This window comes from Alkalilimnicola sp. S0819, assembly GCF_009295635.1.
In the GTDB taxonomy this organism is placed as follows: domain Bacteria; phylum Pseudomonadota; class Gammaproteobacteria; order Nitrococcales; family WHIW01; genus S0819.
Genome location: NZ_WHIW01000002.1, coordinates 68,143 through 94,997 on the forward strand (window position 1 = coordinate 68,143; position 26,855 = coordinate 94,997).

The 26,855-nt window shown below is 69.1% G+C and carries 15 protein-coding genes; 13 read left to right on the forward strand and 2 right to left on the reverse strand.

Annotated features, from left to right (window positions below):
- From djlA to GBG68_RS01985, 3 genes are read left to right on the forward strand one after another with little or no spacing between them, the layout of a single operon-like run.
- The gene (gene djlA, locus GBG68_RS01975; protein WP_226801541.1) at nucleotides 1-786 is read left to right on the forward strand and encodes a co-chaperone DjlA; all 786 of its coding nucleotides are present in this window, start codon (nucleotides 1-3) and stop codon (nucleotides 784-786) included.
- A gap of 28 nt (nucleotides 787-814) precedes the next feature.
- A complete protein-coding gene (locus tag GBG68_RS01980) occupies nucleotides 815-1,240 on the forward strand; it encodes a group III truncated hemoglobin (RefSeq protein ID WP_152144578.1) in 426 nt (141 codons plus the stop codon).
- 54 nt (nucleotides 1,241-1,294) lie between these two features.
- Nucleotides 1,295-2,020: a DsbA family protein gene (locus GBG68_RS01985; protein ID WP_152144581.1), complete on the forward strand. Its 726-nt coding sequence runs from the start codon at nucleotides 1,295-1,297 to the stop codon at nucleotides 2,018-2,020.
- Between the two features lie 59 nt (nucleotides 2,021-2,079).
- Here GBG68_RS01985 and GBG68_RS01990 read toward each other — a convergent pair whose 3' ends face one another.
- Nucleotides 2,080-3,801, reverse strand: a complete 1,722-nt coding sequence (locus GBG68_RS01990; protein WP_152144583.1) for a hypothetical protein — start codon at nucleotides 3,799-3,801, stop codon at nucleotides 2,080-2,082.
- Nucleotides 3,802-3,913: 112 nt separating this feature from the next.
- Here GBG68_RS01990 and GBG68_RS01995 point away from each other — a divergent pair, with 112 nt between their 5' ends.
- From GBG68_RS01995 to GBG68_RS02040, 10 genes are all read left to right on the forward strand, one after another.
- The gene (locus GBG68_RS01995) at nucleotides 3,914-4,705 is read left to right on the forward strand and encodes an SDR family oxidoreductase (RefSeq protein WP_193222179.1); all 792 of its coding nucleotides are present in this window, start codon (nucleotides 3,914-3,916) and stop codon (nucleotides 4,703-4,705) included.
- Between the two features lie 113 nt (nucleotides 4,706-4,818).
- The gene (gene recC / locus GBG68_RS02000; RefSeq protein ID WP_226801543.1) at nucleotides 4,819-8,277 is read left to right on the forward strand and encodes an exodeoxyribonuclease V subunit gamma; all 3,459 of its coding nucleotides are present in this window, start codon (nucleotides 4,819-4,821) and stop codon (nucleotides 8,275-8,277) included.
- Nucleotides 8,274-11,930, forward strand: coding sequence for an exodeoxyribonuclease V subunit beta (gene recB, locus GBG68_RS02005; RefSeq protein WP_152144588.1), 3,657 nt, complete (start codon nucleotides 8,274-8,276; stop codon nucleotides 11,928-11,930). Before recC ends, recB begins: the two co-directional genes overlap by 4 nt.
- Nucleotides 11,927-13,984, forward strand: coding sequence for an exodeoxyribonuclease V subunit alpha (gene recD, locus GBG68_RS02010; protein ID WP_152144589.1), 2,058 nt, complete (start codon nucleotides 11,927-11,929; stop codon nucleotides 13,982-13,984). The genes recB and recD overlap by 4 nt, the downstream gene beginning before the upstream one ends.
- A 63-nt stretch (nucleotides 13,985-14,047) precedes the next feature.
- Nucleotides 14,048-16,198, forward strand: a complete 2,151-nt coding sequence (locus GBG68_RS02015; protein WP_152144592.1) for an AAA family ATPase — start codon at nucleotides 14,048-14,050, stop codon at nucleotides 16,196-16,198.
- The gene (locus tag GBG68_RS02020; protein WP_193222180.1) at nucleotides 16,195-18,216 is read left to right on the forward strand and encodes a sensor histidine kinase; all 2,022 of its coding nucleotides are present in this window, start codon (nucleotides 16,195-16,197) and stop codon (nucleotides 18,214-18,216) included. The genes GBG68_RS02015 and GBG68_RS02020 overlap by 4 nt, the downstream gene beginning before the upstream one ends.
- On the forward strand, nucleotides 18,213-18,932 hold the full coding sequence (locus GBG68_RS02025; RefSeq protein ID WP_152144596.1) for a response regulator transcription factor: 720 nt from the start codon (nucleotides 18,213-18,215) through the stop codon (nucleotides 18,930-18,932). The genes GBG68_RS02020 and GBG68_RS02025 overlap by 4 nt, the downstream gene beginning before the upstream one ends.
- Nucleotides 18,933-19,027: 95 nt before the next feature.
- Nucleotides 19,028-23,578 carry a filamentous hemagglutinin N-terminal domain-containing protein gene (locus GBG68_RS02030; RefSeq protein ID WP_152144955.1) on the forward strand — a complete coding sequence of 1,517 codons (4,551 nt, stop codon included), beginning with the start codon at nucleotides 19,028-19,030 and terminating at the stop codon, nucleotides 23,576-23,578.
- Between the two features lie 5 nt (nucleotides 23,579-23,583).
- Nucleotides 23,584-25,218 carry a ShlB/FhaC/HecB family hemolysin secretion/activation protein gene (locus tag GBG68_RS02035; protein WP_226801545.1) on the forward strand — a complete coding sequence of 545 codons (1,635 nt, stop codon included), beginning with the start codon at nucleotides 23,584-23,586 and terminating at the stop codon, nucleotides 25,216-25,218.
- A 64-nt stretch (nucleotides 25,219-25,282) separates the two neighbouring features.
- Nucleotides 25,283-26,182: a DMT family transporter gene (locus GBG68_RS02040; RefSeq protein WP_152144598.1), complete on the forward strand. Its 900-nt coding sequence runs from the start codon at nucleotides 25,283-25,285 to the stop codon at nucleotides 26,180-26,182.
- 94 nt (nucleotides 26,183-26,276) lie between these two features.
- Here GBG68_RS02040 and GBG68_RS02045 read toward each other — a convergent pair whose 3' ends face one another.
- Complete coding sequence (locus tag GBG68_RS02045) at nucleotides 26,277-26,852, reverse strand: YceI family protein (RefSeq protein ID WP_152144600.1); 576 nt, start codon at nucleotides 26,850-26,852, stop codon at nucleotides 26,277-26,279.
- Nucleotides 26,853-26,855: the final 3 nt, after the last annotated feature.

Below are 26,855 nucleotides of genomic sequence, written 5' to 3' on the forward strand. Positions count from 1 at the left end.
ATGATGGCGTGGATTATCGCGGGTCTGATCGGCCTGATGTTCGGTGGCCCCCGGGGCCTGATCGTGGCCTTGGTCTTGCTTGCACTGGTACGCTGGGGCGTGCGCAAGACCCTGGTCGAGGGCCTGGGACGGGTGCAGGAGCAACTGGTGGAGTCGGCCTTTGCCGTCATGGGCGCCGTGTCCAAGGCCGACGGCGTCGTCAGCCGTGACGAGATCCGCCACGCCGAGGCCATGTTCGTCCGATTGCATCTCAACCCCGCCCAGCGTGAGGCCGCCAAGGCCGCATTCAATCGCGGCAAGCGCCCGGATTTCGACCTGGACGCGGAAGTGGCCCGCTTCGCGAGGGTCTGCCGCGGCCGTCGCCCCCTGATGCAGATGTTCCTGCAACTGCAGCTCAGCGCCGTGGCGGCCGACGGCCGGCTGCATCCGGCCGAGCACGAGATGTTGGTGCGCGTGGCCCGCGGCCTGGGGCTCAGCGAGATGGACGTGCAGCGCCTGGAAGCCCTGCTGCGTGCCTCCAGCCGGGGCCCGGGTCCCGGCTCCAGCGGGCCCGGTGGGGGGGCGGCGCGCGGTGCCCGACTGGCGGATGCCTACAAGGCCCTGGGGGTGGATGCCGAGGCGACGGACGCCGAACTCAAGCGCGCCTACCGCCGGCTCATGAGCCAGAACCATCCGGACAAGCTCGGCCGTGAGGTGCCGGAGAGCCTGCGCGAGCTGGCCGAGGAGCGCAGTCGAGAGATCAACGCCGCCTATGACCTGATCAAGGAAGCGCGGGGACTTTCCTGATCCAGCCTTTGCGGAGACAGGTTTCATTATGAGCGCCATGAGAGAACGCGAACGCAATACCCACGAGCGTATCGGTCACCCGCGGGTCGCCGCGGTAGTGGACGATTTCTACAGCCGGGTACAGGTTCACCCGACCCTGGCCGAGCCCTTCGGCCGGGTGGATGACTGGCCGGAGCACAAGGCCCGCCTGACTCATTTCTGGTGGGTGAGCCTGGGCGGCGAGGCCTACCGGGATGATCGCTACCGGGTGGCGGGGGCGCATATGGGCCTGGGCGTGGACGGGGCGCTGGTGGACGACTGGCTGGCGCTGTTCGAGCAGACCCTGCACGATCACCTTGAGCCGGAGCTCGCCGAGGCCTGGCTGCAGCGCGCCCGGCACATGGGGCGCTCCATCCGGGCCATGCTGGATTTCGACCCCACTGACCCCTCCCTGTCGCTGGGGCGCAAGGCCTGAACTGAAGCCCCTATCCACCAGAACGAACGACACCGCTTTCGAGGAGCACGAATCATGGGTGAAGCGAAACGCCGACAGCTACAGGGCGAGCACAAGCCGCGTGACAAGCGCGGCGGGAAGGGCGGGATGATCGCCGTGCTGGTGTTGGTGCTGCTTGTTGTGGCCGCCTTCCTGTGGTGGCTGAGCATCCCGCGGGTGCCGCCGGCCGACGAGTTGCCCCGGGCCGAGGCCGGCGCCGGGCCGTTCCCCGCCGAGCTGGACCGCCACGGCATCAGTGTGGGTGCGGCGGATGCGCCGGTGGTGGTGCGAGAGTTCGCCGATTATCAGTGCCCGGGCTGCGCCAATTTCGCCCCGGTGGCCGAGCGTCTGAAGAACGAATACGTGGATAGCGGACAGGTGCGTTTCGTGTTCTTCGAGCTGCCCCTGCGTCAGCATGCCAACGCCGTACCCGCCGCCCATGCCGCCCGTTGCGCCGCGGACCAGGACGCCTTCTGGCCCATGCAGCAGCGTCTTTTCGACGACCAGAACGACTGGAGCGGCCGGGGCAACCCGGTGCCGCGATTCGCCGTCTATGCCGGGGAGCTCGGCCTGGACCGGGATGAGTTCGAAGCTTGCATGGAATCCGAGCGGCACCGCTCGGCGATCAACGCCAGCCTGCAGGTGGCCCGGCAGCTGGGCGTCAGCTCCACGCCCACCGTGGTGGTGGACAATATCCCGCTTGCCCGGCCCACCTGGCCGCGCTTGAAGGGCGTGGTGGATCGCGAGCTCGGCGCTGACTGAGCGGCCTTGGCAGGAGCGGCCCAGGCCGCTCCTGCCAAGGGAATCGATTCAGCGACCCCCTAGTTCTCGCCGAACTCCAGCCCGAACACCCAGCCCCGCTCGGTCGTGTCCAGGTCGCCGTCCAGGCGCAGTTTCAGGGTGCTCAGCTGCTGCAGCTGGGCCCGTAGGCTGGCGGCCTCCTGGGCGGACATGCCTTGATCCAGGGCGCCGGCCTTCAGGGCTCCTTCCATCACCGGCATGAGCTTGCCGTAGTCCACCGCCATCCACCATAGCCCGTTGGGCTCCGCGGCCTCGGCTTCCAGCGCGTCCAGGGTCGGCTCCAGCCCCTCGCCGGTGAACAGCACCAGGTGCTCGCCGCGTATTGCCAGCTGCAGCGGGATGCTCAACTGTCCCAGGCGGGGCACAGCCACGGCGCGGCCGTCGCTGGGGATCTGCACCTGGGCAAGTTCCGGACTCACGGCCTGGAGGCGGTTCAGCACGGTGGTGGGGTTTTCCGCGCTCAGGCTGAGCAGGGCGCGCAGATTCCGCGGCCGGGGTTGCGGGCCGCTGAAATCCAGATCCAGCTCCTGCACGGCCAGGCTCACGCCCTTGATGCCCGCGAGCATCGCCGTGCCCATGGCGATCATCGCCGGATTCTGGGCGCGCATGCGCTGCTGGGCTTCCACCAGGAATTCGCAGCGGAAATCCTGTCGGGTGAAATCCCCCCAAAGCGTCTGGATCACCGGCGCCAGGGCATTCATGTCCAGCCCCAGACCCCAGCCGAACAGGGGCGCGTCCGGGCCCTCGCGCAGGGCGCGAGGGATATGCCCGCGCAGGCGCATCGGCTGATTCATCTGCTCGGCTTCGGCGGCGGCCAGAATCATTTCCATGCGCGCCTCGGGTGCATTCGGGTTGAACGCGGTGTAGCCCACCGCCGTCAGCGGCCAGCGTGCGGCCATGGCCGTCAGGTCAGCCCGGCAGCCGGCGCTGCGCAGCGCCGCCAGCTCCTGGCCATCGGCATCCAGGGCGCTGAGCTGGCGGCCCAGCCGGTTGTCCTGTGCGCCCACCAGCCCGTCGACGATGGCCTGGTGGTTGATAAAGCCCACGGACACCGGCTCGAAGCCGTACTGGCGCTGCACGTGAACAGCCAGGCCGCTTTGCGCCAGACTGTCCTGCGGCGTTTCCAGCCCCAGGGCCAGGGGCAGCAGGGCGTCGCGCTCCACCGGCATGTCCACGGTGAGTACCAGCTCATCCTCGGTGATACGCACCAGCAGTGCCGCTTTCGGCAGGTTCGGGCCAAAGCCGTAGCGACGAAGAGCCTCGCCACGGAAGCGAACCGGCTCGTGGCGGATCCCGCCGCGGCGCTCCGCCTCGTCCAGGATCGCGGTGAAGGCCTCGGCGTCCGCCAGGGGCTGGCGGAGGACGGGCATCAGGCCCACGCCGTAGAGCGCACCCACACGGTTCGGGTCCAGCCCCAGCCGCTGGCTGAAGCGTTCCGGGTCCTGCAGCAGTTCCAGATATTGGCTGTAGAGGCCGTAGAGCAGGCCGCCGGCGGCGCCCAGTTCGCTTAACGCCTCACCCAGCCGTTGCTGCTCCTCGGGGCCGGGTTGGTACTGGAAAGGCTGCCACTGGCTCAACCAGGCGCTGCTGTCCACGGGTTCCAGGGCGCCGAAGAAGTAGGGGGTATCGGCGGGGATCTCCGCCAGTATCTCGGGGCCGCGTGCCTGCCATTGCTGGTAGCCGTAGTACGCCGCGACGCTTGCCCCAGTGAGCAGGATCAGGGCGAGGAAGGTTCTTTTCATGGCGGAGCCTTGTTGTTGTTGCTTTGCGCCCGGCTATTATGATGCCAGGAGTGTCGGGGCGGAAGGGGCGCAGGCCGCCGCATCGGGGCAGGGGAAAGCAAAGCGAGTGGGTATGGCACGGCGAAATTTCCGGCATAAGGTTGTGGTGATCACCGGTGCCACGGGCGGGATCGGCACGGCACTGTGTCAGCGTTTCGGGCAGGCGCGTGCGCGGGTGGTCTTGCTGGATCTGGATCCGGAACTGCTCAGCTCCCTGCAGCTGCAGTTGGAGCGCAACGGCAGCAAGGCCCTGGGCCTGCGCTGCGACATCACCGACGAGGCCGCCTGCCAGGCCGCCATGCTCGCCGCCCAGCAGCATTTTGGCGGGATCGACGTGCTGATCAACAACGCCGGCATCGCCCATCGCAGCCGCTTTGAAGAGACCAGCGCCGAGGTCTTCCGCCGGGTGATGGAGGTCAACTTCTTCGGCGCGCTCAATTGTACCCGCGCCGCCCTGCCCAGCCTGCTGGAACGCCGCGGCATGATCATCACTTTGAGCAGTCGCGCCGGTGTCTCCCCACAGTGGGGGCAGAGCGGCTACAGCGCCAGCAAGTACGCCCTGCACGGGCTGTTCGAGTCCCTGCGCCGTGAGTACTGCCCCCGGGAGTTGAAGGTGATGATGGTCTGCCCGGGGTTCACCGCCACCGACCTCAACAAGAATGCCCTGCAGGGCGACGGCAGCCGGATCAGTCACAGTTTTTCCCTGGCCGGCAGCGTAGCCTCTCCGGCGGATGTGGCCGATGACATCTACCGCGGCGCGGTGCGGGAGAAGGATCTGCTGATGCTCTCCAACGTCAGCCCCTGGGGCCGGTTGGTGGCCACGCTGGCGCCGCGCTTCTACGCCCGGGCCGTCGCTCGCGCCTGAGCCCGGGCCGGCTCTCCGGTCGGCAGGCAAGCTTGCGGCGCGACACGTGCTGTCGCCGGCGGTGTTAGGCTTTCCGCCACGTTGAACAATTCCAACCGTTTCTGGGGGTGTCCATGTCTCGGCCCGAGCCGCTGCAGCCCGGTTTCATGGTGGTGCACGGCAATCGTCTGGAGGACCTGCGCGATCTGGCCGTGGAGTGGATGCGCGCGTATCCGCTCGCGCCGCTGGAGAACGAAGCCATCCTGGTGCAGAGCAACGGCATTGCCCAGTGGCTCAAGCTCGCGCTGGCCCGCGATGACGGCGAGGGCGGCGGTTGCGGCATTGCCGCGGCGCTGGATGTGCAGCTGCCGGCGCGCTTTCTCTGGCAGGCCTATCGCACCGTGCTGGGCGCGGAGGACGTTCCCCGAACCTCGCCCTTCGACAAGGCGCCGCTGCTCTGGCGGCTGATGCGCAAGCTCCCCGAATTGCTCGCCCAGCCCGTGTTCGAGCCCCTGCGCGCCTTTTTGCACGATGACGGGGACCTGCGCAAGCGCTACCAGCTCGCCGAGCGGCTGGCGGATCTGTTCGACCAGTACCAGGTGTACCGTGCCGACTGGCTCGCCGATTGGGCCGCGGGGCAGGACCGGTTGCGCCTGGCCCACGGGGGCGTGCGGGCGCTCGATGCCCGCGACTTCTGGCAGCCGGCGCTGTGGCGCGCGTTGCTCGAAGAGCTGGGCGAGGACCGGTATCGCCACAGCCGGGCCGCGGTGCACCGACGTTTCGTGGAAGCCGCCCGGGAGCTTTCCCGCATCCCGACCGAGTTGCCGCGCCGGGTGATCGTGTTCGGCATCTCCTCGCTGCCCAGCCAGACCCTGGAGGCCCTGCAGGCGCTCTCCGGCCAGCTGCAGGTGATGCTCTTCGTGCACAACCCCTGCGAGTATCACTGGGCCGACATCATCGCCGGCAAGGATCTGCTGCGCGCCCGTCAGCGCCGTCAGGCCGCCCGCCCCGGCATGCCCGCGGAACTGAACCAGCACGATCTGCACCTGCACGCCCACCCCCTGCTCGCCGCCTGGGGCAAGCAGGGGCGGGACTACATCGGCCTGCTGGAAGAATACGACCAGCCCGAGCGTTATCGGGCGCTGTTCAGCCAGCGCATCGATCTGTTCGAGCCCCACGGTGGCGGGAGCCTGCTCAACCAGCTGCAGGACGATATCCGCGAGCTGCGCCCCCTGCACGAGAGCCGCGAGCACTGGCCGGCGGTGGCCGCCGACGACGACTCCCTGCGCTTTCACATCGCCCACAGCCCCCAGCGGGAGGTGGAGGTTCTCCACGACCAGCTGCTCGCCCGCTTCGCCGCCGACCCCGAACTGCGGCCCCGGGACGTGATCGTGATGGTGCCCGACATCGATCGCTACGCGCCGCACATCCAGGCGGTGTTCGGCCGTATCGCCCCGGACGATCCGCGGCATATTCCCTTTTCCGTCTCCGACCAGGGCAGCCGCGGGCGCGAGCCCCTGCTGATCGCCCTGGAACGGCTGCTGAGCCTGCCGGAATCCCGCTTCGCCGTCTCCGATCTGCTGGATCTGCTGGACGTGCCGGCGCTGCGCCGGCGCTTCGGCCTGGAGGCGACGGATCTGCCCCTGCTGCGCCGCTGGATCGAGGGCGCGGGGGTGCGCTGGGGGCTGCACGCCGAGCAGCGGGCGAGTCTGGACCTGCCCCACGGCCAGGAGCAGAACAGCTGGCGTTTCGGCCTGCGGCGCATGCTGCTGGGCTACGCCGTGGGCCGCGGCGAGGCCTGGTCCGGCATAGAGCCCTATGCGGAAGTGGGTGGCCTGGAAGCCGCCGCCCTGGGCTCCCTGGTGGAGCTGCTCGATACCCTGGAGCGCTGGTGGCGCCGGGTGGCCGAGCCCGCCGCCGCCCAGCACTGGGCGGCGCGTCTGGGCGCCTTGCTGGAAGAGCTTTTCATGGCGGAGGAAGGCCGCGAGGCGCTGTTGCTGGCCAGCCTGGGCGAGGCGCTGGATGATTGGCTGCAGGCCTGCGAGCAGGCCGATCTGGACGAGGCGCTGCCGCTCACCGTGGTGCGCGAGAGCTGGCTGGCGATGGCGGAAGAGCGGGCCCGCAACCAGCGCCTGCTCGCCGGCGCGGTGAGCTTCGCCACCTTGATGCCCATGCGCGCCATTCCCTTCCGCCTGGTCTGCCTGCTGGGCATGAACGATGGCGATTACCCGCGCAGCGCGCCGCCGCTGGATTTCGACCTCATGGCCGGTGACCTGCGCCCCGGCGACCGGTCCCGTCGCGAGGATGACCGCTACCTGTTTCTGGAAGCGCTGCTCTCCGCCCGCCGCCAGCTCTATATCAGCTGGGTGGGGGCGAGCATACGCGACAACAGCGCCCGCCCGCCCTCGGTGCTGGTGGCCCAGTTGCGCGACCATCTGGCCGCCGGCTGGCGGCTCGCCGAGGGTGGCGAACTGCTGCCGGTACTGACCACGCGGCATCCGCTGCAGCCCTTCAGCCCGGCCAATTTCCCCGCCGAGCCCGCAACCAGCCCCCTGTTCAGCTACGCCCGGGAATGGGCGGGCGTGGCCGGCGGCCAGGCCGCCGCCCGGGCCGAGCCCTTGGGGGCTCCCGGCCCGGACACCGCCCTGGATCTGAGCGCCCTGCAGACCCTGCTGCGTGACCCGGCCGAGGCCTTCTTCCGCCAGCGCCTGAAGGTGCACTTCGACCCCCAGGGTGGCGCGCGGCTGGATCAGGAACCCTTCGCCCTGGACCGGTTGCAGCTCTACCAGCTGCGCGATGCGGTGCTGCAGCGGGTGGTGGCCGCACCGCCTGCCAGGGCCGCCGATATCGTCGAGCAGGAATTGGCCCGGTTGCGGCGCAGCGGCCAGCTGCCGCCCGGCACCGCCGGTGAGCTGTGGCTGACGCAGCACCTGCGCGAACCCCTGGATAAACTCCTGGACACCGCCGGCCCGCTGCTGGAGCGCTACCGCCCCAGCACGGAGCCCCAGTGGCTGAGCCTGGCCTGCGAGGGCGGTTGGCAGCTGGAGGACTGGCTCACCGGCCTGCGTGTGGACGCCCAGGGCCGGCGCGCGCTGATCCACACCCGCGCCGGCGAGCTGGGGGAGGGAACCAAGCTGCGCCACCACGCCCTGCTGCGGCTGTGGCTGCAGCATCTGGCCGGCAATGCCCTGGGCGAGCCGCTGAGCAGCTATATGCTCGCCACCGACGGGACGCTGTGCCTTGAACCCCTGGCCCCCGAACCCGCCCGGGAGGCGCTGCGCGCGCTGGTGAACGCCTGGCGCGCCAACCAGTGCGCGCCCCTGCCGGTGGCGTGTCGCAGCAGCTTCGCCTGGCTGCGGGCGGAGGAGGCCGGCAAGGACCCGGGGGCCGCCGCCCGAGAATGCTTCGACGGCGGCTATACCCACGCCGGCGAGCGCGCCCGGAGCCCGTATCTTGCCCGGGTGTTCGAGGATTTCGATGCCCTGCTCGCCAGCGAGGAGTTCCACGCTTGGCGCAACACCCTCTACACACCGCTGTTCGCCGCCGCCGGCAGCGCCACGCTCCAGGGACTGAGCACGGAGGCCACCCCATGAGCCAGAGCACCCTGTTGCAGCCGCTGAGCTTCCCCCTGCACGGCAGCCGCCTGATCGAGGCCAGCGCCGGCACCGGCAAGACCTGGACCATCGCCGCGCTGTACCTGCGCCTGGTGCTGGCCCATGGCCGGGAGCAGCCGCTGTTGCCGCCGCAGATCCTGGTGGTCACCTTCACCGAGGCCGCCACCCAGGAGCTGCGCGAGCGCATCCGCGACCGGCTGAGCGAGGCCGCCCGGTACTTCCGCGAGGAATTGCACGAAGCCGACCCGTTCCTGCGAGAGCTGCGCGACCAGTGGCCCCCGGAGGAGTGGCCCGCCTGCGCCTACCAGCTGGATTGCGCCGCCGACTGGATGGACGAGGCCGCGGTCTCCACCATCCACGCCTGGTGCTATCGCATGCTGCGCGAACACGCCTTCGATAGCGGCAGCCTGTTCACCCAGAACCTGGAAACCGACCAGGGGCCGCTCTACGAGGAGGCGGCCCGGGACTACTGGCGCTGCTTCGTCTTCCAGCTGGGGGCGGGTCTGCTGGCCGATCTGCAGTCCCGCTGGAGCACCCCCGACAGCCTGCTGGGCGCGGTGCGTGGCCTGATCGGCCATGTGCCGGAAGCCCTGGCCGACGCCGATTTGCTCGCCCGCATGCGCGAAGCCGAAGTGCAGCGTGAGCAGGAACTGCGGAGGCTCAAGTCCCCGCCCTGGGCACAGTGGTGCGATGAGCTGGAGGCACTGCTCAACGAAGCCCGGGGCCGGAAAGCCTTCAACGGCAACAAGCTCCAGCAGCGTTTCCAGAACGATTGGCTGAACAAGCTGCGGGCCTGGGCCGCCGACCCGGCGGCCGACGCGCTGGACCTGAAGACCGGCTTCAAGCGCCTGACCCCCGAGGGCCTGGGAGAGATCTGGAAGCAGGGCGAGGCGCCGGCGCACCCGGCCCTGGCGGCCATCGCCGAGCTGTCCGCCGCGCTGGCCGCGCTGCCCACCCCCTGCGGCGAGGTGCCGCGCCACGCCGCCGCCTGGATTCAGCGCCGGGTGCAACAGGCCCAGCGCCGTCGCGCCGAGCTGGGCTTCGATGATCTGCTGCGCCGCCTGGACGAGGCGCTGGCGACAGACAATGGCGAGCGTCTGGCCGAGGTGATCCGCAAGCAGTTCCCGGTGGCCATGATCGACGAGTTCCAGGACACCGACCCGGTGCAGTATCGCATCTTCCAACGGGTCTACCGGCTGGAGGAATCGCCCGCGGAGCAGGGCCTGTTCCTCATCGGCGACCCCAAACAGGCCATCTACGCCTTCCGCGGGGCGGATATCCACACCTACCTGCAGGCCCGCCGCGCCACCCGCGGTCGCCACTACACCCTGGGGCGCAACTTCCGCTCCACCGAAGCCATGGTTGCGGCGGTGAACCGGGTCTTCGAGCACGCGGAGCAGCAATGCCCCCGGGGCGCGTTTCTGTTCCGCGACGGCCCCGAGAACCCCTTGCCCTTCCACCCGGTGGACGCCCAGGGGCGGGATGAGGCCTTGTACCTGGCCGGTGCTCCCCAGCCCGCCTTGAACATCTGGATGCACGGCGAGCAGGCGCTGAGCAAGGACGACTACCTGCGCCGCATGAGCGCGGTCTGCGCCACCCAGATGGTGCGCCTGCTGCAACAGGGCGAGCTGCGGGACGGCGAGGGTGGGACGAGCCCGGTGCGCCCCCGGGACATGGCCGTGCTGGTGCGCAATCGCACCGAGGCCGACGCCATCCGCGGCGCGCTGGCCGCCCGCGGGCTGCGCAGCGTCTATCTGTCCGACAAGGAATCCGTCTACGCCTGCGCCGAGGCGCAGGATTTGCTGCGCTGGCTGTGTGCCTGCGCCGAGCCGGAGTCCGACCGCCTGCTGCGGGCCGCCCTGGCCACCCGCACCCTGGGTCTGGATTGGCAGGCCCTGGATCGGCTCAACACCGACGAGCTGCACTGGGAAGCCGAGGTGCTGCGCTTTCGCGACTATCGCCGGCGCTGGCACAGCCAGGGCGTGCTCCCCATGCTGCGCCAGTTGATCCACGATTTCCGGGTGCCCGAGCGGCTGTTGGCCGAGGACGGCGGCGAGCGGCGCCTCACCGACCTGCTGCACCTGGCCGAGCTGCTGCAGCAGAGCGCCACCGAGCTGGATGGCGAACAGGCACTGATTCGCCATCTGGCCGAGCAATTGGAGCAGGGCGAGAGCACCGACGAGCAGGTCATCCGCCTGGAAAGCGATGAAGACCTGATCAAGCTGGTGACCATTCACAAATCCAAGGGCCTGGAGTACCCGCTGGTTTTCCTGCCCTTCGTCTGCGGCTTCCGCGAGGTGCGCAAGGAAGACCGCCCGCTGCGATACCACAACGACCAGGGCGAGCTGGTGCTGGCGCTGGAGGCCGACGAGGGGGTGCTGGCCCGTGCCGACCAGGAACGCCTGGCCGAAGACCTGCGCCTGCTCTATGTGGCGCTCACCCGGGCCCGCCATGCCTGCTGGCTGGGTGTCGCGCCTTTGAAGGTGGGCAACAGCAAGGCCTGCCAGTTGCACAAGGGCGCTCTGGGCCATGTGCTGGGCGGCGGCGCGCCGCTGGCCAGCGAAGACGTCGCGGAGGCCGTGCGGGCGCTGTGCGCCGGCCACCAGCAGTTGCACGCCCTGGCGGCGCCGGAGCCGGATGCGACCCGCTGGTCCCCGCCCCGGGCCGACGCCGGGCCGGGCCGGGCGCGGACAGTCGCGCGCCCGGCCCGGGAACACTGGTGGATTGCCAGTTACAGTGCCCTGCGCCTGGGCGCCACGGCGCCGGACGAGGACCGCCTGACGGGCGCCCCGGACAGCCCCATGGAGGACATCTTCAGCGAGGCCACCGATGAGCCGTCCGAACCGCCGGCCCTGCCCCGCCGCCTGCAGGGGCTGCACGCTTTCCCCCGAGGCCCCAACCCCGGCACCTTCCTGCACGGCCTGCTGGAGTGGGCCGGCCGGGAAGGCTTCGGGGAGGTGCTGAACGACCCCGAACTGCTGCGCGACACCGTCTACAGCCGCTGCGCCCGGCGCGGCTACGCCCCCCACGCGGAGATGCTGCATGCCTGGTTGCGGGATTACCTGCAAACGCCCCTGGCCCTGCCGGGAGCGGAGCCGGTGAGCCTGGCCGAACTGGACCGCCGTGGCTATCAGTGCGAGCTGGAGTTCTGGTTCCAGGTCGGCGACGTGGCCAGCCAGCGCCTGGATGCGCGGGTGCGCGCCCGCACCCTGGGCGGCGCGCCGCGCCCGACGGTGCTGCCCAGCCGCCTCAACGGCATGTTCAAGGGCTTTGTCGATCTGGTGTTCGAGCACCAGGGCCGCTATTACCTGGCCGATTACAAATCCAACTGGCTGGGCGCGGACGAGAGTGCCTACACAGTCGAAGCCATGCGCGAGGCCGTGCTGGAGAAGCGCTACGACCTGCAATACGTGCTCTACACCCTGGCCCTGCACCGCCTGCTGCGCGCTCGCCTGCCCGATTACGACTACCAGCGGCACATGGGCGGGGCGGCCTATCTGTTTCTGCGCGGCGGCAGCGCGGCAAGCGGCGGCCTGCACTGGGAGCGCCCGCCCGCCGAGTTGATCGAGGAACTGGACGCCCTGTTCCGCGGCCGCCGCGCCGGCGCCGCCCTGGAGGAGACCCCCGCATGAGTGTCGTGGACCCCCTGAAGGCGTCCCTGGACAGCCCCGCCCAGGTGTTGAACCTGCTGCAGGGCTGGGTGGAGGCCGGCTGGCTGCGCCGGCTGGACCGGGTGTTCGTGGAATTCCTGCACCGGGAGGCCCCCCGGGCGGAGCCGCGGCTGTTGCTGGCCGCCGGGCTGGCCAGCCACCAGCTCGGCCGTGGCCATGTCTGCCTGGACCTGGAGCAATTGCTCGCCCGGCCCGACGACAGCCTCTCCCTGCCGCCGGAAGGCCTGTTCGGCGGGCCCGCGCCGCGGCTTCCCTCCGAACTGCTGGCCGGGCAGCGTCTGGAAGACTGGCTGGCGGCGCTGCTCTGCCCCGAACTGGTGGCCGACGGGCCCGGCGAGACGCCCCTGGTGCGGGAGGGCAGCCGGCTGTACCTGCGCCGCTACTGGCAGTACGAACAAGACATTGCCCGGGCGCTGGGCGAGCGTCTGGCGCGGGATGAGGAGATTCTGACGCGGCTGCCCGAGGCCGAACTGCGTGACTGGCTGCAGCGCCTGTTCGCCGCCGACCCGCGCCCGCCCTCCGGTGTGAACTGGCAGCGCATCGCCTGCGCGTTGGCCGCCCGTTCCGCCTTCAGCATCATCACCGGCGGCCCCGGCACCGGCAAGACCACCACCGTGCTGCGGCTGCTCGCCATCCTCCAGGCCCTGGCTCGGGCCGGCGGCAAGCCCCAGGGCTTGCGGATTCGCCTGGCCGCCCCCACCGGCAAGGCCGCCGCCCGGCTCAACGAATCCATCGCCGGCGCGGTGGCCCGACTGCCCCTCGGTGACGATCAGCAGGGCGAGGCGCTGCGCGCCCTGATCCCCACCGAGGTGAGCACTGTGCATCGCCTGCTGGGCAGTCGCCCGGACAGCCGCCATTTCCGCCACGATGCCGAGCGCCCCCTGCCGCTGGATGTGCTGGTAGTGGACGAAGCCTCCATGGTGGATGTGGAACTGATGGCCGCGCTGCTCCAGGCCCTGCCGACTCCTGCCCGGCTGATCCTGCTGGGCGACAAGGACCAGCTCGCCTCGGTGGAGGCCGGCGCGGTGCTGGGGGATCTGTGTCGACGCGCCGAGGGCGGTCATTATCGCCCCGAGACCGTACGCTGGCTCGCCGGCATCAGCGACGAGCCGGTGCCCGCCGAATATCTGAGCGAGCAGGGCGGAGCGCTGGACCAGCACATCGTCATGCTGCGCGACAGCCACCGCTTCGGGCCGGACAGCGGCATCGCCGCGTTGGCGGCCCGGGTGCGCGCCGGGGACGCCGCCGCCGTGAACGATTTCTGGCAGCGCGGGCCCCATGACGATGTGAGCTGGCGGCGTCCCGCCGAGCCGGAGGAGGCGGCGCTGGCCGAATGGCTGGTGGAGGGCGACCCGGCGGCCGGCAGCCCCGGTTATGGCGATTACCTGCGGCTTATGCACAGCCGCCAGCCCGGGAAGAGCGCCGATGCGCAGGCCCGGGACGACTGGGCTCGGGCGGTGCTGGGGGCCTACGGCGGCTTCCAGCTGCTGTGCGCCCTGCGCGGCGGGGCCTGGGGGGTAGAGGCCATGAACCGCCGTATTCGCACGATGCTGCAAAGCCGGGGTCTGATCAGCGGGGAAGGGCAGTGGTATGCGGGCCGTCCGGTCATGGTCACCCGCAACGACTACGGCCTGGGCCTGATGAACGGCGATGTGGGCATCGCCCTGCGCCTGCCCGGCGAGGAATCGGGGCCGGGCGGGCGCCTGCGGGTGGCCTTCCTCAGCGGCGACGGTTCCGACCGGGTGCGCTGGGTGTTGCCCAGCCGGCTCGGGCAGCTGGAGACCTGCTTTGCGATGACCGTGCACAAATCCCAGGGCTCGGAGTTCCGCCACGCCGCCCTCATGCTGCCCGCCCACGGCAATCCGGTGCTCAGCCGTGAACTGGTCTACACAGGCATTACCCGGGCGAGCCGCTGGTTTACACTGGTCGCCAGCAAACCCGAGGTACTGCACGAGGCGGTGCGCCGCCGGGTGCGGCGCGTCAGCGGCCTGCGGGCCCTGGGCGACGCGACATGATTGGTCGTCCCGGCGGGCATGCTGGCCCGCTGGCGACGGCAAGCAACGGAGGTGGCATAACGCATGTTCGATGATCTGGAAGACCTGCTGCGCTGCAAGCGCACCGAGGCCGCGGCGCTGGACGAGCACATGCCCACCTACCAGCCCATGCTCGCCACCTGGCTCATCGAACTGGCCCTGTATCTGGATTGGCACCGGCCGCCCCGGCCCGGCGATATCCCCCCGGTGTTCGAGGATGCGGATTTCCTGCGGGTGCTGGAGCTGGAGCCCTTCGAGGAGCTGCCCGAAGGGAAGAAATCCCGCCGTGGTGCCCCGTACTACGAGCGGCTGCTGAAGGCCCGGCGCAAGCACTACGCCGAGGCCCACGCCGCCCGGCAGCAGCCGCTGCTGGATAATATCCGCCTGCTCACCGAAGTGCTGGGGCTCTCGCCGGCCGAACAGGTGCTGCTCGCCTTCGCCGTGGTCTGCGAGACCTTCCCCGGTTTCCGGGCGGCCATCTCGCCCTTTACGCCGCGCACCTCCACCCTCGGCCTGTGCCGCACCCTGGCGCATATGTGCGGCGTGCCGGTGAAGGATTTCCAGGGCGCCACCCGCGATGACGCCCCCTTGCTCAGCTCCGGCATTCTGCGCATAGACCGCAACGTGGTGGACCTGGAGCGCAAGCTGGATCTGATCGAGGGCTTCGGCGAGGTCATGCTCGCCGCCCACGAGGACGTGGAGCAGCTGCTGGAGCGTTTCGTGCAGCGGGCCGACCCCCCCAGCCTGCAGGTGGCCGACTTCCCCCACCTGAGCGAGGACGTGGGCCTGCTGCGGGCCTACCTCAGCCGGGCCATGGCCGAGGGTGTGAAAGGGGCCAACGTGCTGCTGCACGGCCCGCCCGGGGTGGGCAAGACCGAGCTGGTACAGGCCCTGGCCGCCGATCTGGGGGCGGACCTCTACGAGATCGGTTTCAGCAACGCCGAGGGCGGGCCCATTCGCGGCGAGCAGCGGCTGCGGGCCTACAGCCTGTGCCAGCGGCTGCTCGCCCGTCGACGCAACGCCTTGCTGATGTTCGACGAGATCGAGGACGTATTCGAGGTGGACAGCCATCCCTTCGCCCTGCTGGAAGGCGGTGGCCAGGGGCGCAGCACCGCCGGCAAGGCCTGGGTGAACCGGGCGCTGGAGCGCAACCCGGTGCCGGCCCTGTGGGTGGCCAACCGGGTGGGCCATGTGGACCCGGCCTATCTGCGCCGCTTCGATTATTCCGTGGAATGCCCGGTGCCCCCCGGGCGGGTGAGGCTGAATATCGTTCGTCATCACTTCGCCCGCTTCCAGCCGCCCGAGGCGTGGCTGGCAAAGCTTGCCGAGAACGAGCTGACCACGCCCGCGCAGATGGAAAAGGCCGCCAAGGTCGCGCTGGTGGCCAGTGGCGGCGACAACGCCCGGGCCCTGGAAATCGCCGAGCAGACCCTGGCGCGCAGCGCCAAGCTGCTGGGCCGCCAGGCCAGCGGCGCCGGCGCGCGGCGCAGCGGCGGCTACGATCTGGCCTTCCTCAACACCGACATGGACATGCCCCGGCTGGTGGAAGGGCTGCGTCGCAACGGCCGCGCGAGCCTGTGCTTCTACGGCCCGCCGGGCACCGGCAAGAGCGAGCTGGCGCGGTATCTCGCCCACGAATGCGACAAGCCCCTGCTGCTGCGCCGGGCTTCGGACGTGCTCAGCAAATGGGTGGGGGAGACCGAGCAGAACATCGCCGGCATGTTCGAGCAGGCCCGCAACGAGGATGCCGTGCTGCTGCTGGACGAGGCCGACAGCTTCCTGGCTGACCGGCGCGATGCCGACCGGGCTTGGGAAATCACCCAGGTCAACGAGCTGCTCACCCAGATGGAGAGCTTCGACGGGGTGTTCATCTGCACCACCAACCTCATGGACAAGCTGGATGCGGCGAGCCTGCGCCGCTTCACCGCCAAGGTGCGCTTCGATTACCTCACCCCTGATCAGCGCTGGGCGCTGTTCAGCCGGGAGCTTGCTCGCCTGGGAGGCGAGGAGGGCGCTGATGCCGCGATCGAGCGCCAGGTGCGGGCGCTGGACAAGCTCACGCCCGGCGATTTCGCCGTGGCGGCACGCCAGCTGCAGCTCTGGGGCGAGCGGGCCGAAGCCGCCGGGCTCTACGAGATGCTCAAGCGGGAATGCCGGGCCAAGGGCGGGGCGGCGCAGCGGATCGGTTTCGTTTGAAGCAGCGGTGGCTTTTCCGCACCGGCTGGGCGCTGGTCTTGCTGCTCGCCGGGGGGCTGGCCCAGGGGCAGCCGCTGCGTCTGGGTGCCGATCTGCCTTTCCACGAGTACGAGGACCACGACGCGGCGCTTGATCTGCAGGGTTTCCTGGCGCTGCCGGAGGCCGCCCTGACACGCCGGGAGCGCGTGCTGTCAGCCGGCTACACCCGCTCGGCCCTGTGGTTGCGTCTGCGCCTGCCCGCCGAGCAGTTCGGGCAGGGCGAGCGATGGCTGCGGCTGGGGCCCAACTACGTGGATGAGCTGACGGTCTACTTCAGGCCGCTAGGCAGTCAGGCACCCTGGGAGCGCAAGGAATTAGGGGACACCGCCGGGACTCGGCGCGGGGACCTGGACTCCCGCACTCCTGTGGTGGTGCTGCCGGCGCCGGCGAACGCGCCGGGCTATGAAGTGGTCATACGCGCGGCCAGCACCAGTGCGGTGTTGGTGGACGGCGGCCTGTGGACCCCCGCGAACTATGCCGATGCGGCGGCCGCCGACACCGCCGGCTGGAGTTTCTACTTCGGGCTGGTGTCGATCGGCGGCGCCATGGCCTTGCTGTTGGCGCTCATCAGCCGTACCCGCCTGCTCTGGTCGGTCTTCCTGTTCTCCAGCAGCGGTTTGCTGGTGGCTTGTGTGCAGGGCTTCGTGCATTGGCTCTGGGGGGCGCAGTTTCCCTTGCTGCAGCATTACCTCACCAGCGTGCTGACCCTGCTCGCCTACAGCAGCCTATTGTGGATGTGCAGCGAGGCACTGGAGTTCCGCCGCAATGCGCCCCGCTTGTACCGCTTCTTGCTGGGCGTCATCGCCCTGAACCTGCTGATGCAGCTGAGCATACCGCTGGACTTTTACCACCTGGCGGTGAAGCTCCAGGGGGTGATCATGTTGCTGGTCACTCCCTTGTTCACCGCCGGCGCCCTGCGCCTATGGTGGCGGGAAGGGGTGAATGTGATCACCCTGGTGCTGGGAATCGCGCCCCTGCTCTATGTGCTCACGGCGCTGCTGGCCTTGGGCTCACTGTTCGGCCTCATTCCCTACTACGCCTGGCTCTATGGCGTCTGGCAGTACGTGGCCCTGGTGAACATGCTGCTGGTGCTGGGCCTGGCGATCTGGCGCATCCGCGAGGAGAACCGCCAGAGTCTGGAGAAGCAGCACCTGGCCCGGCAGCTGCACCTGGAGCGCGAGGCCGCCTCGCGACAGCGGCACTTCATCGGCCTGGTCTCCCACGAGTTCCGCACGCCGCTGGCGGTGATCTCCGGAGCGCTGGAGAACCTGGCCCTGCCGGGCTTGTCCGAGGGCCAGCGCGGACAGCGCCACAGCAAGATCCGCAGCGCCACCGAGCGTCTCATTCAGCTCACCGACAACTTCCTCGCCGATGCCCGCCTGTCCTCCGACAAGCTGTACCTGAACCCGGCGCCGGTGGACCTGATCGGCCTGATCCGCGAGTCCGCGGTAATGGTGGCGCTCTCCGAGCAGCACGAGCTGCGACTGCGCCTGAACGGCAAAGACCTGCCCAGCCCCCCTTCCGCTGTAGGAGCGGCTCATGGCCGCGAATCTCACCTCGTCGAGAAAGGCCTTCGCGGCCATGAGCCGCTCCTGCACGTGCAGGCCGATGCTGGCCTGTTGCGCATTGCCTTGAGTAACCTGTTCGACAATGCCGCCAAATACGCGCCGGGCGGGCCGGTGGTGGTGGAGCTGAGCGAGGAGGCTGGGCGCTTCCTGGTCCGTATCAGGGATTTCGGACCGGGTATCCCCGAAGCACAGGCCGCCCGGGTCTTCGAGCGTTATCGGCGGGCCGAGGCCGGCGCGGCCAATGCCCGCGGCGCGGGTCTGGGCCTGCATGTGGCCCGGCAGATCATCCTCGCCCATGGCGGAGATCTGCGTCTGGAGCGACGCCTCGGGCCAGGCTGTAGTTTCCTGATCAGCCTGCCGAGGCACGTCGAGTGGCCCGAGAACGATGAAGTGACGATCATAGAAGCATGAATAACGAGAACCCGCCGCGACTGGCGATCATCGAAGACGACCCCGATCTGCGCGAAGAGTTGCTGTTCTTCCTGCAGGCCAAGGGTTATCCGGCCTGGGGTGTCGGCAGCGCCGAAGCCTTCTGGCGCGAGCTGCACCGGCACCCGGCGGACATCATCCTGTTGGATGTGGGCCTGCCCGGCGAGGACGGCTTCAGCGCGCTGGAGTACCTGCGGGGGCTGGCCGAGCACGGCCTGATCGTGCTCACCGCCCGGGGCAGTCAGGAAGACAAGTTGCGCGGCCTGAGCCTGGGGGCGGATTTCTACCTGGTGAAGCCGGTGAACTTCGCCGCGCTGGCGGAGGCGGTTTCGGGCTTGTGGCAGCGGATGCGGCAACAGGGAGCGGCGGGCGCCACGACCGCCGCCACGGCGGAGGGGCCGGATACGCACGGGGGCTGGCTGCTGGAAGAGGAGCGTCTCCACGCTCCCACGGGCGAGAGCCTGCCGCTGACCCCTCAGGAATACCGCCTGCTGGACGTGCTATGTCGAAACCCGGGTGAAGTCCACAGCAAGGCGCTGGTGCACGATCTGCTGTTCGGTTACGAAAAGGACCCGGACACACACCGTGTGGATGTGATCCTCAGCCGTCTGCGCAGCAAGGCGCGGGAGCATGAACTGCGCTTGCCCATCCGGGCGGTGTTTGGCAAGGGCGTGGCCTTTTTGGGTGGGCTGCGCTGAGAGCATTGAGAGTTTTGAGACTGACTACCTGCTGACCCCCTTGGGCACAGTCCCGGCATAAGCCTCAAGCCGCCTTTTCGTCCCCGGGGGATCTCATGAATCGCATCTATCGGCCTGTCTGGAATGCCGCCCGAAGAAGCTGGCAGGTGGCCGGCGAAATCGGCCGCCGTCGCGGCAAGTCGGCCGGCGCAGGCCGTGCGCCGCGGCGTCTGCTCGCCGCCAGCGGCCTGTTGCTGGCCGTGCCCGCCTTCGGCGCCGACTTGCCCAGCGGTGGCACGGTGGTGGCCGGCGAGGGCGGCATCCACGGCCACGGCGACACCCTCACCGTGGAGCAGCGCAGCCAGAACCTGGTGCTGGACTGGCAGAGCTTCTCCGTAGGCGAAGGGCACACCGTGCGCTTTCATCAGCCCAACGCCCGGGCCGCGGCGCTCAATCGGGTCACCGGCGATCAGGTCTCGCGGATCCGCGGCGCGCTGCGCGCCAATGGCCGGGTGTTTCTGGTCAACCCCAATGGCGTGATGTTCAGCGCCAGCGCCCAGGTGGACGTGGGCTCGCTGGTGGCCTCCACGCTGGCTATTTCCACCGAGGATTTCATGGCCGGCAACTACCGTTTCGAAGGGGCCAGCGCCAACGCCGTGATCAACCAGGGCAACATCACCGCCGCGGAAGGCGGGGTGGTGGCCATGATCGCCGCCGAGATCATCAATACCGGCAGCATCCACACCCCCGGCGGCAGCACCCTGATGGGCGCCGGCAGCAAGGTGACCCTGGACCTGGGTGGTCCGGTGAAGATCCAGGTGGAAGAGGCGCTGCTGGATACGTACATCGAGCAGGGCGGTGCCATCCGCGCCGATGGCGGGCTGGTCTACCTCACCGCCAGGGCGGCGGGCGATCTGGCATCCAGCGTGATCAATCACAGCGGCGTGACCGAGGCGCGCACGCTGGCCAGCGGCGAGAATGGTCGCATCATGCTGATGGGGGACATGGCCGGCGGTGAACTGCAGGTGGCCGGCACGCTGGATGCCTCGGCACCGACCGGCGGGGATGGCGGCTTCATCGAGACCAGCGCGGCGCGGGTGCGGATCGACGAGGTGAAGGTGAGCACCCAGGCCCGGGACGGCGCTACCGGCGAATGGCTGATCGACCCGGTGGACATCACCATCGCCGCCAGCGGCGGCAATGTCACCGGTGCCGATCTGGCCGCGGCCCTGGAAACCACCAATGTGACCCTGGACACCAGCGCCAGCGGTTCCTGCACGGGGGTCACGTGCTCGGCCCTGGGCGGCAGCAACGGCGATATCTTCGTCAACGACAGCATCCAGGTGAGCGCCGGCAATACCGATAACACCCTGACCCTGAAGGCCAATCGCAACATCATCGTCGATGAAGGCGTGGAGATATCCTCCAGCTCCGGCAAGCTCAACACCGTCTTCTGGGCGGATCAGGACGCCACCGACGGCGGCATGATCTGGCTCAAGGACGGCGCAACCGTACGCACCAACGGCGGCCACCTGTGGCTGGGTGGCGGCAGCGGCAGCGCCAGCTGGAACGGACTCACCGTGGGGGATGGGGAGGCCACCGGCAATGCCTTCAACAGCAACGGCATAATCCTGCTGGGTACGACCCTGGAAACCGCCGGTGGTCATATGGCGTTCTTGGGCCGGGGGCGCTCAGGCACCAGCACCTCAACGAGTACCCCGTACCCTTCGCCCGCGCCGGATACCTTCCTCAACAGCAACGGCATCCGCCTCGAGAGCGGTAACACTATCGATGCCGGCACGGGAACCTTGTATTTCTACGGCTACACCGATGCCCTGCCCGGCGGGGGTGCCCTGCCCGGCGCGGGCAGCGCCAACGGCGTGGAGTTCAGCAGTGAGGTGGCCGACCGCCTACTCAGTGCCAGCGCCGCCGAGCAGGCGATCCTGATCGAGGGTTATGCCGAGAACAACGCCACGGCCGACAATTCCTGGGGTTTCTATTCCTGGCTTGCGCAGATCGAGAGCACCGGCGGGGGTGGCATCCACATCAAGGGCAGCGGGGCGAAGAACGCCGGTGTGACCATCGCCAGCGGCGCGCATGTGCTGGCGGATGCCGGCCGGATCACCCTGGAAGGCCTGGGTTCCGGCAGCGGGAAGCATGATGTGCTGATTCAGGGCACGGTGGGTCAGAAGGCCGCCACCGCGGTTACCGCCAGCAGCAGCGATATCGAGATCATCGGCGATTCGTTGAATGTCAGCGGCACGTTGGCCAGCAGCGGCGAACTGGCCATCCGCATCCGCAGCGCAAACCGCAAGATCAATATTGGCGGCAGTGATGCCACCGCGCTGGAGATCGCCGGCGGCTATTTTGGCTCGAACTTCGCCGACGGCTTCGCCGGCATCACCATTGGTGACAGCAACTCGGACACCATCACGGTGGGCGGCGTGGTCAATTACCGGGACGATCTGGTGCTGAAATCCGGCACCAGCGTGGTGGTGGACAGTGTCGGCAGCCTCACCGGCGCCGCGGGTCAGAATGCGTCCCTGACCCTCTGGTCCCGCGCCGACGGCAATCTGGCCGCGACCGACTGGAAGCGCGGTAGCGTGTGGCTCAAGGAAGGCTCCGCGGTGAATACCAACGGCGGCGACATCACCATTGGTGGCGGCACGGACCCGCTGCTCGGCTACGGCTTGGGCGACAATCGGGTCAAGGGTTTGGGCGAGAACAACGCCATTTTCCGCGGTGCCTCCGTCAACGGCACCCTGAATGCCGCTGGCGGCGACATCAGCATCCGCGGCAAGGGCTATGCCGGTGGTAACTCGGCCCGCGGGGTGAGCGTGGGCGGCGATATCAGCACCCAGGGCGCCGGCAGCATAAGCATCCATGGCCAGGCGGCGGCGTGGTCGGATGCCGTGGCCATCGGCGATACCGCGCTGGCGGATGACCCGGGCAGCGTCGTCGCCGGCACGGGCACCGTGCACCTTGCCGGTCAGCGGTCCTGGGGCAAGGCCATCAACGTGAACAGCGGTTCCCGCATCACCGGGGACGGACTGGTGGTGCTCGACGGCCTGGGTGGGCAGATAAGCGCCACCGGCAGCAATTATCTGACTGCTCCGAGTCTGTTGGTGCGTAACAGCAACAGCGCCAGCCTCAACTCGGCGCAGAACGATTTCGACACCCTGGTCGCCACGCAGGTGGGCAATTTCACGCTGGTGGATCAGGACGCGCTGGCCATAGGCGCGATCAGTTGGGATGGCAGCAATTACAAGGGTGTGCAGGCCACCGGGAGCGTCGACGTGGCCACCCTGAGTGGCGATCTGTCGGTGAACGAGGATGTCCACACCAGCAGCGCCAACAGCGTCGCCCTCACGCTGAACGCCGGTTTGAATGAAGCCGCGGGTGTGGGCAACGGTGGCGATATCAAGATCAATGGGGCCAGTGTGGACGCCGTCGGTGGCACGCGTCTGTACACCGGCAGTTTGGCGGGCAGCACCGGGCTTGTCGCCTTGCTCGGTTCCGGCAGTGGCCGTTTCCGCTACAACAGCGATGAGGTCGCCAGCAATTACACCGCGGCCCTGGGCGGGGGTCGCTACGCGATGTTCCGGGAACAGCCGCTGCTCTCCGTCAGCCCCGAGGCGGCGGGCATGGTCTACGGGGGTGCCCAGCCCGACTACACCGCCGTCTACGGCGGTCTGGTCAATGGCGACAGCGCGCCGTTGGCGAGCGGAACGGCCACCTGGACCACGGCGGCGGGGGGCACTTCCGCCGGCGGTCATCGGGTAGTCGGCAGCTATGACGTGGCCTACAACGGCGGATTGGTGAGTGGCCTGGGTTATGGCTTCACCGATGATGCGGCCAGCCTCGCCGAGCTCACCGTGAGCAAGCGCTCGCTGGGCCTGTCCTTGAGAGGCACCAGCGAGCGGGTCTACGACGGCAGCACCGCCATCGGTTTCAGCGGTTATACGGTCAGCGCCAACGGCATGCTGGCCGGCGATGACCTGACGGTGGCCACCGGCAACCTGACCGGTTTCGTGGATCGCAATGTCGGCAGCAACAAGGTAGTGACCTTCACCGGCTTCGGCCTTTCCGGGGCGGATACGGGGAACTACCAGTTGGTCTCCGGCGCCGCCCACAGCAACGCGAGCATCACGCCCCGTCCCGTCACGGTCACGGCCGATGCCCAACGCAAGCTCGCCGGCGAGCCGGATCCGGTCTTGAGCTATCGCACCGATTGCGGCGCGTTGCAGGCCGACTGCGGCCTGGTGGCGGGTGAGCGCCTGCAGGGCGCCTTGAGCCGCCAGGCGGGCCGCGCTGCCGGTGTGTACCGGATACTGCGGGGCACCGTGAACGGCGCGCACAATCCCAATTACCAGATCACCTACGTGGGCGCGGATCTGGTGGTGGCCCCCGGTACGGAGCCGGGCAGGGAGGCCGCCACCGGCGCCGTGCAGCAAGAGGCGGGCAAGTTAACGGGGGTCACTGATTTTCAGCCGCCCGCCGAGCGTGCCGCACCCACCATGAGTGCTGGTCTGGAGGTGGTGGAACTGCGCGGCGAGGAAGCCCCCCGGGGCGCCGCGCCCCAGGCGGGTGAGCAACACAGCCAGGGCCCCTTGCGGCTGTTCGTGGTGGACGGTGGCATCCGCCGGGACGCCTCGAATCAGGAATAATGAAGATGAAACACGCTATGACTTTCACCCGCCAGGCGGCCCTGTGCGCGCTGGCCCTGGCGGCAGCCGCCCCGGCCCTGGGCCAGACGCCCCCCGACGCCGGCCAGGTCTATCAGCAGATGCAGCCCGATACCGCCGCGCCGCTGGCGCCGTCCGTGGACATCGACCTGCGGGGCGAGCCCCTGCGCGATCGCAAGGCGGGTGGCGCCCGGGCGCGGATAACGCGCATCGACTTCCAGGGCAATGCGCTGTACTCCGATGCCGAATTGCTGACCGCTCTGGGCGATGTGCTGGGCAAGGCATATGACCTGGCCGGGCTGCAGGCGCTGGCCAACCGGGTCAGTCGCCACTACCGGGAGCACGGCTATCCCTTCGCCCGGGCCGTGCTGCCGGCACAGAGCCTGGATGACGGGCGGCTGCGCCTGGATATCATCGAAGGCCATTACGGCGAGGTGGCCGCCAGCGGCGAGCCGCGGCTTGCCAGCGCGGTGCAGGCCTATCTGCGCCCGCTGAAAGCGGGCGAGCCCATCGCCTCCGACGCGCTGGAGCGCACGCTGCTCATTGCCGGTGATCTCCCCGGCGTGCGCCTTACCCCCGTCATGCGCCCGGGGGAGCGCCACGGCACGGGGGATCTGGATGTGCGAGTGGCGGCGGCACCGCGGGTCAGCGGCGAAGTGGCGCTGGATAACCACGGCAGCCGGTACTCCGGCGAATACCGCGCCCGGGGCCGGCTGGCGGTCAACCGGGTGCTCATGGTGGGGGACGAGGCGAGCCTCACCGCGCTCTACACCAGCGAGGACACCTGGTTCGGCGATATCCGTTACAGCCTGCCGCTGGGCAGCAGCGGCCTGCGCGGCTCCGTGGCTTACGCCCACACCGACTACCAGCTGGGCAAGGGCTTCGAGGGCTACACGGGCACGGCGAAGATCGGCTCCCTGGGCCTGAGTTATCCGCTGATCCGCCGTCAGCAGGCGAACTTCCTGCTGACCGCCGCTTGGCAGCACAAGGACCTGGACGACACCGCCGAAGATATCCTCTACGACAAGGCCGCCACCAGCCAGAGCCTACCCTTGGGGCTGCGCTTCGATGTGCGCGACGGCCTGGCCGGTGGCGGCGTGAGCTACGGCGGCCTGGTGATCACTCCGGTGCAGTTCGAGAGCCGGCAGACGGGGCTCGCGGACGCCGACTACGGGCTCACCAAGGTCAATCTGGAACTGGCGCGGCTGCAGGCCCTGGGGGGCGGGCTCACGCTGTTCGGTCGCTTCAGCGGCCAATGGGCCGATCGTGAAGTCATCGACGGTTCCGAGAGCTTCTATCTGGGCGGGCCCGACGGGGTGCGCGCCTACCCGGTGGGCGAGGGCTCGGACAGCCGGGGCTGGCTGGCCCAGCTGGAGCTGCGTTACCGCGCGCCCCGTGGGCTGGAGCCCTTCCTGTTCTTCGATGCCGGCCGCACCCCGGGCGGTGGCGTGAACCGGGACGAGCGACGCAACATCTCCGGCGGCGGGCTGGGGCTGCGCTATGGCATCGGCGCGCTGCAACTGGAACTGAGCAGCGCCTGGGCGGTGGACGGCGGTGATGCCCTGTCCGACGACAAGCAGCGCACGCCGCGGGTCTGGGGCAGTATCGCCTACGGGTTCTGAGCCCGCCCACAGCGGCCGGCACTTTCAGGCATAATCGGCGGCCTCTGCCACCTCGGAGGCCGCCTTGTCCGCCGCAACTTCCTCCCACTCCCTGCGCGCCGACGCACTCCTGCTGCTGGTCACCCTGCTGGCCGCGGCCGGCTGGATCTTCTCCAAGGAAGCCTTGGTGGGGCTGCCGCCGCAGCTGTTCATCGGCATACGCTTCGGCTTCGCCGGGCTGATCCTGCTGGCGCTGGGCTGGCGCTCGGTGCGCGCGCTGGACCGGCGCGGCTGGCGCCAGGCGCTGGGGGTGGGGGCGCTGTTCGCCGCCGCCATCGTCTGCTGGATCATGGGCCTGCACCACGCCCGGCATCTGGGGGAGGGGGCCTTCATCACGGCGCTGGGGATCGTGCTGGTGCCGGTGATCGCCCGTTGGGTGTTCGGGGACCGGCCGCCGGGCAGTACCTGGGTGGCCTTGCCGGTGGCGATCGCCGGTTTCGCCTGTCTTTCCCTGCAGCACGGTTTTCGCATCGAGCCGGGCCAGTGGTACTTCCTCGGCGCGGCGCTGTTCTTCGCGCTGCTGTTCAACATCAATACCCACGTGGTGGGGCGCATTCCGGTGGTGGCCCTGACCGGCATTCAACTGCTGGTGGTGGGGGTGGTGGCGCTGGCGGTTTCCGTGGCGCTGGAAGACTGGCCCACGGTGGTCGCGCCCTCGATCTGGGGCTGGCTGCTGGCGAGCATGCTGCTGGCGACGGTGGGGCGTTTCTACCTGCAGATTCGCGCCCAGGGCATGACCAGTTCCAGCCACGCGGCGGTGCTGATGATGCTGGAGCCGGTGTGGACAGCGCTGCTCGCCGGCTGGTGGTTCGGGGAGACCATGGGCTTGCTGCAGTTCGCGGGCTGCGCCCTGATCTTCCTGGCCCTGGTGATCAACCGCTGGCATTGGATCGCGCGGCTGTTGAAGACCGCGCTGCGGGTGTAAACGCCTGTAGGAGCGGCCCATGGCCGCGAATGTCTTTCCCGCAAGAGAAGATTCGCGGCCATGAGCCGCTCCTACAGGGGCGGGCGCTTTCCGCTTACTGGCGGATACCTTCCAGGAAGATCTCCAGCTTCACGGTCTCGCCCTCGGGCTTCATGGTGTCGATGCCCCACTGACCGCGGTCGATCTCCACCACGCCGGTGAAGCCGCGACGGTAGCCGCCCCAAGGGTCCTCGCCCGCGCCCACATGCGCTACGTCCACGGTGATGGGGTGGGTCTGGCCGTGCAGGCTGAGCTCACCCTTGAGCACCCCGCCGCCCTCGGTGGGTTCGAAGCTGCTGCTCTCGAAACGGGCGACCGGGAATTTGCCCACCTCCAGGAAGTCCTCGCTGCGAATGTGCTTGTCCCGCTCGGCGTGGTTGCTGTCCACGCTGGCGGTCCGCACCTGCACGTTCACCGAGGACGCGGCGGGGTTTTCCTCGTCGTAGACGAAGCTGCCGCCGAGTTCGTTGAAGCGCCCCTTGAGCACGCTGATGCCCAGGTGCGGAATGCTGAACTCGATGAAGCTGTGGGTGGGGTCCAGCTTGTACTCCTCGGGGGCGGCCAGGGCCGCGCCGGAGGCGAGCAGGGACGCACTGAGGGTAAGGGCGGAAAGCGTCTTGATGGTACGCATGAT

Coding starts and splice junctions, on each gene's coding strand:
- GBG68_RS02030 (WP_152144955.1), top strand. CDS start 19,028: ATGAATCGCATCTATCGGCCTGTCTGGAATGCCGCCCGAAGAAGCTGG.
- GBG68_RS01985 (WP_152144581.1), top strand. CDS start 1,295: ATGGGTGAAGCGAAACGCCGACAGCTACAGGGCGAGCACAAGCCGCGT.
- GBG68_RS01990 (WP_152144583.1), bottom strand. CDS start 3,801: ATGAAAAGAACCTTCCTCGCCCTGATCCTGCTCACTGGGGCAAGCGTC.
- GBG68_RS02025 (WP_152144596.1), top strand. CDS start 18,213: ATGAATAACGAGAACCCGCCGCGACTGGCGATCATCGAAGACGACCCC.
- djlA (WP_226801541.1), top strand. CDS start 1: ATGATGGCGTGGATTATCGCGGGTCTGATCGGCCTGATGTTCGGTGGC.
- GBG68_RS02015 (WP_152144592.1), top strand. CDS start 14,048: ATGTTCGATGATCTGGAAGACCTGCTGCGCTGCAAGCGCACCGAGGCC.
- GBG68_RS01980 (WP_152144578.1), top strand. CDS start 815: ATGAGCGCCATGAGAGAACGCGAACGCAATACCCACGAGCGTATCGGT.
- GBG68_RS01995 (WP_193222179.1), top strand. CDS start 3,914: ATGGCACGGCGAAATTTCCGGCATAAGGTTGTGGTGATCACCGGTGCC.
- recC (WP_226801543.1), top strand. CDS start 4,819: ATGTCTCGGCCCGAGCCGCTGCAGCCCGGTTTCATGGTGGTGCACGGC.
- GBG68_RS02045 (WP_152144600.1), bottom strand. CDS start 26,852: ATGCGTACCATCAAGACGCTTTCCGCCCTTACCCTCAGTGCGTCCCTG.
- GBG68_RS02035 (WP_226801545.1), top strand. CDS start 23,584: ATGAAACACGCTATGACTTTCACCCGCCAGGCGGCCCTGTGCGCGCTG.
- recD (WP_152144589.1), top strand. CDS start 11,927: ATGAGTGTCGTGGACCCCCTGAAGGCGTCCCTGGACAGCCCCGCCCAG.
- recB (WP_152144588.1), top strand. CDS start 8,274: ATGAGCCAGAGCACCCTGTTGCAGCCGCTGAGCTTCCCCCTGCACGGC.